General features: G+C 36.9%; 15 protein-coding genes. 14 read left to right on the top strand and 1 reads right to left on the bottom strand.

Annotated features, from left to right (window positions below):
• Positions 1 to 27 precede the first annotated feature (27 nt).
• From EZ449_RS09235 to EZ449_RS09210, 6 genes are all read left to right on the top strand, one after another.
• Positions 28 to 945, top strand: coding sequence for a dihydrodipicolinate synthase family protein (locus EZ449_RS09235; RefSeq protein WP_131557950.1), 918 nt, complete (start codon positions 28 to 30; stop codon positions 943 to 945).
• A 14-nt stretch (positions 946 to 959) separates the two neighbouring features.
• Positions 960 to 2546: an aldehyde dehydrogenase (NADP(+)) gene (locus EZ449_RS09230; RefSeq protein ID WP_131557948.1), complete on the top strand. Its 1587-nt coding sequence runs from the start codon at positions 960 to 962 to the stop codon at positions 2544 to 2546.
• Positions 2539 to 3540, top strand: coding sequence for a 4-hydroxyproline epimerase (locus EZ449_RS09225; RefSeq protein WP_131557945.1), 1002 nt, complete (start codon positions 2539 to 2541; stop codon positions 3538 to 3540). The genes EZ449_RS09230 and EZ449_RS09225 overlap by 8 nt, the downstream gene beginning before the upstream one ends.
• A gap of 74 nt (positions 3541 to 3614) precedes the next feature.
• Positions 3615 to 4859, top strand: coding sequence for an NAD(P)/FAD-dependent oxidoreductase (locus tag EZ449_RS09220; RefSeq protein WP_131557943.1), 1245 nt, complete (start codon positions 3615 to 3617; stop codon positions 4857 to 4859).
• Between the two features lie 373 nt (positions 4860 to 5232).
• On the top strand, positions 5233 to 6135 hold the full coding sequence (locus EZ449_RS09215) for an AraC family transcriptional regulator (protein ID WP_131557941.1): 903 nt from the start codon (positions 5233 to 5235) through the stop codon (positions 6133 to 6135).
• Positions 6136 to 6287: 152 nt separating this feature from the next.
• Positions 6288 to 6530, top strand: a complete 243-nt coding sequence (locus EZ449_RS09210) for an alpha/beta hydrolase family protein (RefSeq protein WP_205942974.1) — start codon at positions 6288 to 6290, stop codon at positions 6528 to 6530.
• A gap of 7 nt (positions 6531 to 6537) precedes the next feature.
• On the opposite strand, the gene EZ449_RS09205 is transcribed toward EZ449_RS09210, so the two are convergent.
• Entirely contained in the window at positions 6538 to 7413 is an 876-nt protein-coding gene (locus EZ449_RS09205) for a helix-turn-helix domain-containing protein (RefSeq protein ID WP_131557939.1), read from the bottom strand.
• A gap of 307 nt (positions 7414 to 7720) precedes the next feature.
• On the opposite strand from EZ449_RS09205, the gene EZ449_RS23480 reads away from it, so the two are divergent.
• From EZ449_RS23480 to EZ449_RS09175, 8 genes are all read left to right on the top strand, one after another.
• Positions 7721 to 8308: an alpha-L-fucosidase gene (locus EZ449_RS23480; RefSeq protein WP_394347130.1), complete on the top strand. Its 588-nt coding sequence runs from the start codon at positions 7721 to 7723 to the stop codon at positions 8306 to 8308.
• Positions 8309 to 9376, top strand: a complete 1068-nt coding sequence (locus EZ449_RS23475; protein ID WP_394347129.1) for an alpha-L-fucosidase — start codon at positions 8309 to 8311, stop codon at positions 9374 to 9376.
• 192 nt (positions 9377 to 9568) lie between these two features.
• Positions 9569 to 10231: a hypothetical protein gene (locus tag EZ449_RS09195; RefSeq protein ID WP_131557937.1), complete on the top strand. Its 663-nt coding sequence runs from the start codon at positions 9569 to 9571 to the stop codon at positions 10229 to 10231.
• 139 nt (positions 10232 to 10370) lie between these two features.
• Entirely contained in the window at positions 10371 to 11105 is a 735-nt protein-coding gene (locus tag EZ449_RS09190) for a hypothetical protein (protein WP_131557935.1), read from the top strand.
• 5 nt (positions 11106 to 11110) lie between these two features.
• On the top strand, positions 11111 to 11272 hold the full coding sequence (locus EZ449_RS22630; RefSeq protein WP_165499727.1) for a hypothetical protein: 162 nt from the start codon (positions 11111 to 11113) through the stop codon (positions 11270 to 11272).
• Positions 11273 to 11507: 235 nt separating this feature from the next.
• Positions 11508 to 12530, top strand: a complete 1023-nt coding sequence (locus EZ449_RS09185; protein ID WP_131557933.1) for a hypothetical protein — start codon at positions 11508 to 11510, stop codon at positions 12528 to 12530.
• Between the two features lie 346 nt (positions 12531 to 12876).
• Positions 12877 to 13299: a hypothetical protein gene (locus EZ449_RS09180; RefSeq protein WP_131557931.1), complete on the top strand. Its 423-nt coding sequence runs from the start codon at positions 12877 to 12879 to the stop codon at positions 13297 to 13299.
• Entirely contained in the window at positions 13300 to 13641 is a 342-nt protein-coding gene (locus EZ449_RS09175; RefSeq protein WP_131557929.1) for a hypothetical protein, read from the top strand. It abuts the gene before it with no gap.
• Positions 13642 to 13874: the final 233 nt, after the last annotated feature.

Below are 13874 nucleotides of genomic sequence, written 5' to 3'. Positions count from 1 at the left end.
ACCTTAATCAATAAAAAAAAGACTACAATGAGTATAAAATGGACTGGGGTTTTCCCTGCTGTAACCACCAAGTTTACGGCGAATGATGAGCTTGATTTTGAAACTTTCGACTTGAATATCGAAGCACAGTTAGAAGCTGGTGCCGAGGGAATTATTTTAGGCGGATCATTAGGAGAGGCTAGCGTACTGACAGAGGAAGAGAAATTTGAATTGCTTTCTCACACTTTAACGGTTGTAAATGGGAGAGTTCCAGTTTTATTAAACATTGCAGAATCTACCACTAAGAAAGGAATCGAAGTTGCTCAAAAGGCAGAATCATTAGGCGCAAAAGGTTTAATGCTTTTGCCACCAATGCGTTACAATGCTTCATCTGATGAAACACTTGCATACTTTGGTGCGATAGCGGAGAGCACAAGCTTGCCAATTATGATCTATAACAATCCAGTTGATTATAAAATTGAGGTAACTTTAGACATGTTCGAAGTGTTAACAAAATATGATAATATTCAGGCAATTAAAGAATCAACTCGCGATGTTTCTAATATAACCAGATTGATTAATCGTTTCGGCGATCGTTTTAAGATTTTTACCGGAGTTGATCCATTGGCAATGGAAAGTATTGTAATGGGGGCACATGGATGGGTTGCTGGTTTGGTTGATGCATTTCCAAAGGAAACTGTCGCAATTTTCAGGTTGATTAAAGAAAATCGCATTGCTGAAGCTTTGACTATTTACCGTTGGTTTTTACCGGTTCTTGAGCTCGATATTCATCCAAAATTGGTTCAATATATTAAAATGGCAGAAGCTGCTACCGGTTTGGGTACAGAAACTGTTCGTGCACCACGTTTAGCAGTAGTTGGCGAAGAACGTGAACGCGTATTAAAAATTATTAACGATGCATTAGCTGTTCGTCCGGAATTACCTGCAGGTAGTTGGGGCAAATAGTTTAAAAACCAAATATGAACGGAAGAAATATTGTAGCAGCCGAGCAGGTTGATGTAAGTGAAAAAAATCTGAAAGCAATCAATCCGGCAACGGGTTTATTGTTAGATGGCGAATTTTCGAAAGCCAATGAAAGTTTAGTGGATGATGCTCTAAAAGCAGCAAAAACAGCTTTTCAAAGTTATAGAAGCTTAAATAAAGATATAAAAGCCAGATTCCTAAACACCATTGCCGATGAAATTGCAGCTTTGGGCGAGGAACTTGTTAATCGGGCATCAGCAGAAAGCGGTTTGCCTTTAGGGCGTTTGCAAGGCGAATTGGGTAGAACAACAGGGCAATTGAGGTTATTCGCTAATTTGGTTGCAGAAGGTTCTTGGGTTGATGCCATTATCGATACCGCTCAACCAGAAAGACAACCCTTGCCGAAGTCGGATATCAGAAGAATGCTAATTCCTATCGGTCCGGTGGTTGTTTTTGGCGCAAGTAATTTCCCTTTGGCTTTTTCAGTTGCTGGTGGCGATACCGCATCTGCATTAGCATCTGGCTGCCCGGTTGTGGTAAAAGCACACCCCGCACATTACGGTACAAGTGCGTTAGTGGCTGGTGCGATTATCAAGGCAATCGAGAAAACGAACATGCCTAAAGGTGTTTTCTCGATGTTATATGATGACGAATATGCCATCGGTGCAGCACTGGTTAGACATCCATTAACAAAGGCGGTAACTTTTACAGGTTCTTTTAAAGGTGGAATGGCATTGGTAAATCTGGCTCAAGAACGAGAACACCCAATTCCTGTTTTTGCAGAAATGGGAAGTATCAATCCCATTGTTTTTCTTCCAAAGGCAATTGAAAACCAAGCCGAGGAATTGGCGAAGAAATATGCAGCTTCAATCACTCTTGGTGCAGGTCAGTTTTGTACCAATCCAGGTTTAATGTTGGCGATCGAATCTACTCAACTGGAGTTATTTAAGAAAGTATTAAGTGATGCTATTTCGATTGTTCCATCTGCTACTATGCTTACAGCAGGTATTGCAAAGAATTTCAGCAAACTCGCTGAGGAAGTAATTACTGAAACTGGCGTTGAACTTCTTGCGGTTTCAACAGTTAAAAATGAGGAACTTCAAAATCAGTCTGAAGCCAGAATTGCCACCGTTAAAGCAAGTGATTTTATCAAAAATCCTAAACTTCGTGAAGAAATTTTCGGTCCATATTCACTTTTAGTGGTTTCAAAAGATATTTCAGAATTAGAAGAAGTTATTGCAGTTCTCGAAGGACAGTTAACGGTAACGTTAATGGCCGAAAAAGAAGAGCTTAAAGAATATCAATCACTGATTAATAAACTTACTGATAAAACAGGCAGAATTATATTGAATGGCGTGCCAACTGGTGTAGAGGTTTGTGCTTCCATGCAACATGGAGGTCCTTTTCCAGCAACCAACGATAGTCGTTTTACTTCGGTTGGAACAGATGCAGTATATCGTTTTGTTCGTCCATTGGCTTACCAAGATTGGGAACAAGATCTTTTGCCAGATGAGTTAAAAGACGGAAACCCACTGGGGATTTTCAGAAAAGTTGATCAAAAATTAACGAACGCACATGAGTAAGACTTTTTTTTGCGTAGATGCGCATACTTGTGGTAATCCGGTACGCTTAGTTGCGGGCGGCGGACCTCAATTAATTGGTGCCAACATGAGCGAAAAACGCCAACATTTTCTTAAGGAATTTGATTGGATAAGAACGGGATTAATGTTCGAACCTCGTGGCCATGATATGATGTCGGGAAGCATTCTTTATCCGCCTCACGATCCCAATAACGATGTTGCTGTTTTGTTTATCGAAACCAGTGGATGTTTGCCGATGTGTGGCCACGGCACTATTGGTACCATCACTATTGCAATAGAAGAGGGATTAATTCAACCTAAAATTCCGGGTGTGATAAGGATGGAAGCACCTGCGGGTTTGGTTTTAATCGAATACAAACAAGAGGGTAAAAAAGTTAAATCTGTTAAACTGAGAAACGTAGCTTCGTATTTAGCTGCCGAAAATTTGGAAGTCGATTGCCCTGATTTAGGAAGGTTAACTTTTGATGTCGCATATGGCGGAAATTTCTATGCCATAGTTGATCCTCAAGAGAATTTCCCCGGTTTGGAAAACTACACCGCTTCACAGTTGATTACCTGGAGCCAAACCATTCGTAAACGCATTAATGAACTGTACACTTTTGTTCATCCACTGGATTCGACTATTAATGGTTGTAGCCATGTTTTGTGGACTGGTAAAACAATCGATCCTACTTCTACTGCAAGAAACGCAGTTTTTTATGGCGATAAGGCAATCGATAGATCGCCTTGTGGAACAGGAACATCTGCCCGTATGGCGCAGTGGCACGCCAAAGGAAAACTTAAAATGGGTGAGGATTTTATACACGAAAGTTTCATTGGTAGCAAGTTTACTGGTAGAGTAGAAGAAGAAGTTGACTTAAATGGAATTAATGCCATTATTCCAAGCGTTGAGGGTTGGGCAAAGGTTTTTGGGTACAACACCATCAAAATCGATGCTGAAGATGATCCTTATGCGTATGGATTCCAAGTAATTTAAAGAGTTTATTAAGCCAATAAGATTGATGATTTCTTGTTGGCTTTTATTCAAAATCATCAAATATTAAGAATAGCATGTCGAAAGTTTTAATTATTGGCGGTGGAATTGTGGGATTAAGTTCTGCTTATTACCTCCAAAAAAAAGGTTATCAAGTTACTGTTTTAGACAAAGGAGACATTACCGATAATTGCTCATTTGGCAATGCAGGAATGATTGTCCCAAGCCATTTTGTGCCCTTGGCTGCTCCAGGAATGATTAGTCAGGGTATTCGTTGGATGTTCAACAGTAAAAGTCCTTTTTATGTTCGGCCATCGGTAAATGGCAATTTAATCAAATGGGGACTTAAATTTGTGAAACACGCTACGGCGAAGCATCTAGCAAATTCAGCAGAACCATTAAGAGATTTATCCTTATTGAGCAAGAAACTCTATGAAGATTTAGCTAAAGAACCAGGCTTCGAATTCGAACTCACCAACAATGGTATTTTAGCTTTCTATAAAACAGAAAAAGCAGGAGAGGAAGAAGCGCATTTAGCTGCTCGAGCGATCGAATTGGGTTTAGATATGGCAGTTTTAAGCGCTGAGCAATGCAAAGCGCTTCAGCCTGATTTGAAACTTGATGTTTTGGGTGCTGTTCATTACCGTTGCGATGCACACCTTTATCCAGCAAAGCTGATGAATGCATTGTTGGAGTTTCTAACCGCTAGCGGCGTGAAAATCATCAAAAATAAAGAGGTTACTAAAATCGAAACTTCAGGTAATAGAATCACAAGGGTTTTTGCTGGAATAGATGTGCATGAAGCTGATCAATATGTGATTGCAACAGGTTCTTGGTCGCCAGCTGTAGCTAAAATGGTTGATCTAAATATCTCCTTAATGCCAGGTAAAGGCTATTCTTTTATGGAAGTTGAACCTACAAACCGTTTAACAATTCCAGCATTGCTTTGCGAGGCAAGAGTTGCCATTACGCCCATGAATGGTCGCATTCGATACGGTGGAACAATGGAGCTCGATAAAATAAATACGCGAATTAACATGCAGCGGGTAAAAGGTATTGTAGAGTCTGTGCCCCAGTATTTCCCTGATCTAAATCCAGCAATACCCAATCAAAATGATATCTGGTATGGATTTCGTCCATGTTCTCCTGACGGATTGCCTTACATTGGTAAAACGGAGAAGAAACAAAATCTCGTTATCGCAACTGGCCATGGAATGATGGGCTTGAGTTTAGGGCCGGCAACAGGTATTCTTGTGAGTGAACTAATTGCAGAAACAACTACTTCCTTAAATTTAGATGCATTTAAAGTGGAAAGAAAATAGCTTTCGTACTATTAAGATCCTGACCACGAAGTAGCTACAAGAGCATTAATGATAACTAATCACCTTGTAAATCAAGTTCAGGAAGACGACCATTCATGTAAAGTTTTATATAGTTTGTACTTCCGGCAACATCGTCATGCTGAATTCATTTTAGCATCTTTCATGCTATTCAGATTCCAAATCAAGTTCATGAAAACGACTGCTTATACCAAGTTTTATGTAGTTTGCATTAGCAAAATTACCTCAATAATAAAAAAGTCAGTATATTGACAAATATTGACCGTATTTTAACCTTAACATCCTATTATTTAAGTTTTAAAGTTAAAATCCATATATTCATTCCAGAAATCAACCACCAAACCGAATACCTGAAATGAAAGTATTACCGTTTACTATGCTTGTTCCCGATGATAAGAGTGTGATATCGGAACATATTGAACTTCCACATTTTTATCAGTTCTTACATCGACACGATGAATGGCAGCTTACTTACATTGAAAGAGGTGAGGGAACTCTAATTGCTGGCAATGATATGCATGCATTTCGCTCTGGTGATATTTTTTTAATTGGTGCAAAGCTGCCACATCTGTTTAAGAGCAATCCCGAATATTTTGCTCCAAAATCTGGCAAGACGGTAAAAGCCTGTTCTATTTATTTTAACGCCAATGGTATTTTAGGCGCACTCTTTAATTTACCGGAAATGAAAATGGCTAGTGCTTTTTTAGCCAAAAACAAGCATGGTTTTAAAGTTCCAGCCCATTTAACAAAAGAAATTGCCGCGAAAATGTTTAGCGTTTACAGGGCAGCAGGAGTTGACGTACTTTTCAATTTTCTAAAGTTGGTAAATGGTTTGCAAAGTTTAAACGACGAGGTTGAAGCACTTTGTTCTGATATGTATTCTTCGAACGTATCAGAAAATGAGGGTATGAGGTTGAGTAAAATCATCAGTTTCATTACCGAAAACTATAATAATCAAATTACTTTAGAAGATGTAGCAAATGCCGCGTTTATGACGCCACAGGCATTTTGCAGGTATTTTAAGAAACATACTGGGCATACTTTCATCTCTTTTTTGAATGAGGTAAGGATAAACGATGCTTGCAAAAGCCTCATCTCTGGTGAAAAGGCAGATTGCATTTCTGGTGTGGCTTACAAAGCAGGTTTCAATAGCATTACCAATTTCAACAGGGTTTTCAAAAATATTATCGGGCAATCGCCAAGAGCTTATATCGATTCTTATAATAACATCAGTCGGGTAAGTTACGTAGGTGCCTAATCTTTAATTTCATTTACCAAGGCTTAATAAAATAGTTTTTATATAGTTAAGTATTCTTCAATAGTTTTTGCTATCATTTTCAATGAACATTTATTCCATGGCTAAAAAATCATTAGCGATCATATTATTGTGACTTTTTTTCTTCGAGGTGATTGCACAACAGCAAACAAAAACGCCATATTGCCCACCAAGCCGACGGAAATGTATCCCCAGGATCTACTTATCTCCTAGCCGATGCCTTGATTAAGGCAAATAATGATTTCGATATCTTAAGCATATCCGAAATGGGGCATAGCGATGGCGGTGTTTATGGTCGACGCAGAAAACGTGATTTCTTTGTAAGGAGTTTGCTTAATGTAGAACCTCCAAATCCAAACCTGGCTTTATCTAAATAGATAACGGTCAAATGCCATTAATCCGCTCTCGATATGCACCTGGTGTTAGTCCGGTAGTTTTCTTGAACATTCTAGAAAAATAGGGCAAGCTTTCAAAACCAGTTTCAGGGGCAATTTCAGCGTAAGACATAGCTGTGGTGGTAATGAGGTACTGCGCCCGTTCTATTCGCTTGCTATTTATGAAGGAGTTAGGTCTTTCACCTGTGTGTTTAAGAAATTGCCTTGAAAAATAATCAGGATGTTGATTCGCTCGCTGAGCCAAATCAATTACGCTAAGGTTATTCTTTAAATTGATTTGTACATAACTCATTGCGGCTAAAATTTTCGATGGGATAGGAGATTCCTTAGGGTTCTTAAAAGTCTCAGGGCCAAGGAACCGCGAAAGTAATTGTAAAATTATTCCCTGTGTTTCTAAATTTTTAGCTGCGTGTGTTTGGTTGTTAAGTTCTTGGTATTCTTTATAATAAATGTTTTTTTCGTACACTTTTGGATTATCAGATCTATTGATTCCCCTGCCTGGATTAATGGCCAAAAGCTGTTTAAAGTTTTTAATATCCGAATCGCATGCTGGTACTTTCATCGCACACCTATTATTTTGAAATAGCGATATTCCATCTGCAGATTCTTCAAAAAATTGAATAAAAAACTGGCCTAAATTCGAAACACAGTTTAAGTTGCAAAGTGTAAAACTCGGAATGAGATAGATAAAGCCAGGCTCCAGTTTTAAGTTTTGTTCACCATCAGAAACTGAGCCCTCACCACTATCAATATAATACAAGCGGTAATAAGGACTAATAATACCTTTATAATTCCAATGATGATTAAGTTTTACATAATCTACATGTAGAATTGAAAACCAATTCCTTAAAATACTCTTGCTCATATTTTCTTCTTAAGGATTAAAAATAGCTGTTTTGTGCATATTTTCCCTTTATATGTTGTAATTAATAAAAGGATGAATTAAGATCATAAATCAACCAATTGATATTTCATATTGGTTGTGATTGCTCTTTTTAAAAAATTTAGCATGTCGGATTTGTATAATTCAAAGTCTATTTTATATAAGGATAAAAATAACAAAATTTATAATTTTGCTTTCATAGATGATTGATTTTAATCTCTACCATTGCTAACCAAAAACTTATCAATTAGTATCCTTTAAACTAATGATGATTATAATTTCACCCAAAATGAAACGCAGAACACTTCTTAAACATCTTGTTACTACTTTTCCGTCAATCGCATTGGCAAGTCACCTCAAGGCAGCAGATTTACTATTAAATGGCGAAAGCGAACTCATCAGTAATGGACCATTTGAGCCAACTTGGGGTTCTCTCTCTGCTTACCAAACGCCAGATTGGTTTCGTAATGCAAAATTTGGTATTTGGGCGCATTGGGGGCCGCAATGCCAACCAGAGTTTGGAGATTGGTACGCCCGAGAAATGTACATGGAGGGAAGTGCACAATACAAATATCATGTTTCAAAATACGGTCATCCATCTAGGTTTGGGTTTAAGGATGTAATTAACGAATGGAAAGCTGAAGCCTGGAACCCCGAGGAATTGCTAGCACTATACAAAAAGGCTGGCGCAAAGTATTTCATGGCACTTGCAAATCATCACGATAACTTTGATCTGTACAACAGCAAGTACCAAAGCAAATGGAATTCTACTAAAATAGGTCCAAAGCAAGATTTAATTGCTGGATGGAAAAAGGCAGCAGCAAAAAATGGAATGCGTTTCGGGGTGAGTGTACATGCTGCACATACATGGAGCTGAATGGAAACTGCGCAAAGGGCGGATAAGAATGGCCAGTTTGCAGGGGTAAGCTATGACGGAAAAGTTACCAAAGCCGATGGAAAAGGAAAATGGTGGAATGGCCTCGATCCGCAGGAGTTATATGAACAAAACCATGCTTTGAGTCAGAATAGTGAAAATAATGGAACGATCCACAGTCAGTGGAATTGGGGAAACGGTGTTTGCCCGCCATCAAAATCCTATTGCGATAAATTCTTTAACCGAACAATAGATCTCATCAATTCATACGATCCTGATCTTGTTTATTTTGATGATACAGCATTGCCATTGTGGCCTGTAGACAATGCTGGACTAAAAATCGCTGCCCACATGTACAATAGAAGTGCAAAAAAGAAAGGGAAAAATGAAGCAGTTATTTTTGGTAAAATTTTAGATGATCTGCAACGTAAATGCATGGTTTGGGATATTGAACGTGGCCAAAGCAATGCAATTGAACCCTTACCATGGCAAACCGATACCTGCATTGGAAGTTGGCATTATGATAAAAGGATTTACGAAGGCAAGCATTATAAAAGTGCTCGAACAGTAGTACATACGCTTGTAGATGTGGTGAGTAAAAACGGCAATTTATTACTCAGTGTACCGGTTAAGGGAAATGGAACCATCGATGAATTGGAACGAAAAATCGTAGAAGAAATTGGCGATTGGATGGCCATTAATAGTGAGGGGATCTACGATACACGCCCTTGGGCAATATTTGGCGAAGGACCTGCAATGGATTCTGCAGCGCCGCTTTCAGCCCAAGGATTTAATGAGGGCAAGGGAAAAGCATTTTCATCTGCAGATATCCGTTTCACAACAAAAAATAATGTGCTTTATGCTATTGTTTTGGGTTGGCCAGAAGATGGAAAAGTAATAATAAAAAGTTTGGCCAACAATGGCAATTATTATAAACAGAGACTTAATGAAGTAACATTATTAGGCGCAGGTAAAAAGCTCGGTTTCTCTCAAAATGAAAATGGACTGCATATCAGTGTTGCGGATGTGAAACCTAAATTAAATTATGCATTTACACTTAAACTCACTTAAAATTGCAATTGCTATCTTAATAAAATTAAAACCGTATGGAGAATTTTTTGTTAGGCTTGCAACGTAAAATAATTTAGGCCGCATTATAACTAGAAAAATTATGTGTAAACAAATTACACATATTTCTTTGAAGTTGTAAACTTAAGTATACTAATTTCAATTAATTGGCATAATTTTTTCTACGTTCGTGTAATGAAGCTTTCTAACCAAGTTTATCTCATTGTTGTCCTACTAATTATGGCCACTTTTGGCTGTAGTTCAAATAAGAATATTGCAGGTATAACTAACTCAAGTATTGCTTACGCAGAAACTTTTGATTCCTTTGAGAAAGTAAACGGAGATAAATTAATTAAGGAATTATTGCTTCAACGTTTCGAGTTTAATAAAAACATTATCAAGGCTGGATTTACGGATGGAATGGCCTTACCAAAGCCTAAATCGATCATGAACAGGAGCGACCTTACTTCGATTACTTTTGGTAAGCTCGTTTATTTAGTTAAAGATAGTCGAATTTTGGGTGTTCGAGGAGTTCCACTAACTTCCACAGCACTTAATGCAATTAATTCAAGAATTACAAAATTAGATAAGGTTCAACAGTATTGCGCCGAAAAGACAAATACAGAATATATCAAGCCAAACAGAGATATTCAATATATCAAAACACTCGATCGCCAGTATTTTTCTTCATTAAAAACCATTCTGTTAATTACTTCAAATATTTCCTCATTGTCTAAAAAACCGAACCCATCGGTATCCATAGAAATGTCGGTTGCATCCATTAAGTTAGGCGATGAGACAGAATTTCATCAAGATCAAATTGGAAAATCGATTGCTGAAATCCATCAAATCAATTAGTTAAAACCCATTATTCTCTTAAATTCAGAATATCTTTCATCGTATTAAGCTTTCCCAATAATTATTACGAATTGTAATTCATTCCCAGCGAATTGTAATTGGTTTGCTCATAAATGAACAGCTGTAGTATTTTAGATTGATGAAACAGCAGTACATCCTCAATATTGAAAATCATTGTCAAAAAGCGCAATGGGCAACAAGGAGCAAAACCGAGAATGGCAAATTTTGTACTCAATGTGCCACAAATGTTGTCGATTTTGCCAAGTTAACGGATGCTGAAGTCATCCAGTTCATCGAAAATAATCAAGGTAGAATTTGCGGCAAGTTAACGGCACCACAAATGAACAGGTTAATGGCTGTTCAACAACAAAACAGCAGTTTCCAATTCAACAAAATATTGGCTGGTTTGCTGCTTTTAGGGATAGCAGAAAGTTCTTTTGCTGCTAATAATAACAATTTGATAAAACCTGAAATAGTAACATCGCCCAATGAAAAGATAATAAGCCCATTTGTACCTGGTAACAATAAGCCAATTGACACCGATACACTTAAGAAATCCATTTCTGGGAAACTTGTAAACCATTCTAATGAAATAGTTGCCAAAGATACTATTGTTGTAAAAGGCACAGAAATTAGTACCGTTACCGATACTCTTGGTCAGTTTATGCTAGAAATTCCTGCAAATTTTATGGCAGACACCATTATTTTGGTAACCAAGGGATATGGATGGGAGGGAGATTTAGAGACAAGGATTTTTAAAAAAGATTTACCCATTACAGACCTCATCATTAAAAAAGAGGGTGAAATTGTTGGAGAAATCTCATACAAAGTAAAAAGAAAATGGTGGCAGTTTTGGAAGAAAAAATGGAACTAAACTAAATGAAAACCAACCTAATCAAAATTGCTGCGGTTGGCATTACAATTTTTGTTGGTGTAATTATTTACTACAAATTACAGAGTAACGAATGGCGAGATGGCACATTAAAAAGTGAGACCCTTAAACATTTTGGCAGTAGAGAAATTACTAAAATAAATACCTAAAGCACAATCAGTTTGGCAATTGGTTGTTGCAATCAAAAACTGAAAAAACTATTCGCTATTCTAAATCAGAACCTGATGAAATAACTAAAATAGGAGATAAACACAACACCAAAACCTGGCTTATAAAGCGAGAAATTCAGTATCATTAACTAGTTTTATTTCCTTGGTTTTTGTGTAATCACGAACCAACACAATTAATAATAAATTTAAACATTTCTGATGTCGATTACCACAAATGCAAGTTAAAGCAATAGGACTAAAAGTAGGTTGTTTGTTCCTCATTGTTGTAGGCTTGCTGCTTTTTATAGCATTAACATTCAGTCATATCCTTATCCCTCTAGTACCCATTATTGTTGGGGTTTTAGTATTGTACACCACAAAAACTCAACGTAAATTAATTAAAACAGTTCCTACACCCATTTACCAAATTACCGAGGGTTGGGTTAAGATAGTAGGAACAGTAAGTGCCTCAAAAACATTTGTAACCCCTTATTTTAAACAAGAATGCATCGCCTACAATTATAGAAAAGCAGATATTAGCTACGATAGTGAAGATAATACCGAACGGGAGAATAGCGCAATTATAGAAGAAGAATTTCAGGATTTTTATTTAACCAACGCCACAGGTAAAATAAAAGTAATTGTAAACCGGTTAAACTTAGCGCTTTTGCCTGCAAAAACCGACACCAAACATAGCATTAAATATGCGGTAGATGATATTCGTTATACCGAAAGAACCCTAAAAAACGGTGATTTAATAAGTGTATTAGGCTATGCCGTAAAAAATAGTAATTATGGCTATGAACTAACAGAGCAGGACAAAAAAATATTAGTAATCGCCACGCCCAATATTGAAGATAAAACAATAAAATCGTTTAGGATTTTTAAACACCTAACGCCATATCTAATACTGATGTACTTGGCTGTAAACTACTTTATGTTTTTTGCTCCTGTTAAACAGCATGTAGAAAAAAGTACTGCATTTGTGCTTTTTACCTTTTTTGGAATGCCAATTTTAGGGGTCATTCTTGGGGCAGTTGGGACTAAGTTTACAGGCTTTAGCAAAGATTTTATATCTGGTATTGGAGGCATTTGTTTTATCGTTTCGCTGTTAAGCTTCCCGTTATTATGCCTTTTGTTTATCGCAAATACAGAGTTTTATATCATCAAACGGGTATGGGCAAGTATATTTGCTTGTACAAGCATGGCCTTTATCATAACCTACCGTAAAATAGAGGGTACTTTTGATAAGGAATAGTATAATCCAATCTAATAATTTGTAAGGCAAGGTTCGGTGTTTCATCGGTTGCGAAAGTCCTGCTATCCGTTACAATTCCCGATAGAAAAAATCGGGATATTTTCACTGCTATCAGGCTTATTTTACTAAGGTTCGGTTAAGAAATTTGGGTTTCCCCTCAAATCAGCTGGTCCAACTTAAATGGCTTTCATTTGCTATAGCCATTTCTATTTTTCGGCTTCAATTCTTCCTTTTTGGGTTAAGGGAATAACGAATTGTAATTCAAACCTAGCGAGTTGTAATCGGATTGCTGATAAAATACATTCAATTCTATTTTAGCAAAATCAAAAGCCAGCGTCTCATTTTTATGAAAGCACCTAAAATTATTTTAGTTGTTACGGTATGCCTACTTTTTTGCTTTATATTTTTTGTCCAATCAGATACCAAAGTGATGATGGCCACAGCCATTGCTGGCAATAAAACTTTTCCACCAGCTTGCTACATCAAAGTTGATGGCAATGAGTACCTGATAGAAAATATTTACAAATACGACAACAAAATACTTAGCGAATTTTGGTTTGTTGGTAGCGAGGGTTTTGCTGTTCAAAAACTCGGTCTTTTAGCAAATGAATACAGCGCAGAACAAAAGCCTTATCAATTTTTAAGTTACAGCAAAAATAAGGCTGACGTTGTTTTCAATTCAAAAAAATACAAAATAGATTATCAAATGGGAGATACCATAATCTCGAAAATTGATAGCGATAAGATTATCTTATTTATAGATAAATAAATGAAAAAATTGCCTAATAAATTAAAATGGTTTTGGCGTATTAATTATGCCATAACCATTTATAAAGTGGTAGTTATGGTAATCTGCGTGTTAGATTTAACGGGGTTGGCCAATCCTTTTATCATAAAAGTATATAATGTATTAACTTTTAACGACAGCTTGTTTTTGCTTGCTTTATTTACAGAATGGGTTCAATTTCCGGTATGTTTATTGGTAACATTAATAGATAGAAATGAGCGTATCAAAATCTCAAATTACTTTTACTTGGCATTGCTTATTTTTCTTTCATTAGCATCTTGGTTTGTCAGTTTTTTTCTTGTGGCACAGCTTGGAGATATTTAGAAAGCAAAATATTGAAGTAAAATTAAGATGAATATGAAAGGCAAGGTTCGGTGTTTTATCGGTTGCGAAAGTCCTGCTACCTGCCTGCCGTGGCCGGTCCGTTACAATTCCCGATAGAAAAAATCGGGATATTTTTACTGCCTGTCCAGCAGGCACTGCTATCAGGCTTATTTAACTCAAGTTTGTTTAAGAAATGCAGGTATCCCTACAAATTGTTTGAATTTAATATACTT

The organism is Pedobacter frigidisoli (genome assembly GCF_004331675.1).
GTDB classification, from domain to species: Bacteria; Bacteroidota; Bacteroidia; order Sphingobacteriales; family Sphingobacteriaceae; genus Pedobacter; species Pedobacter frigidisoli.
Note: the sequence above shows the minus strand (reverse complement) of the source record. Positions and strands in the feature narration are given on the sequence as shown.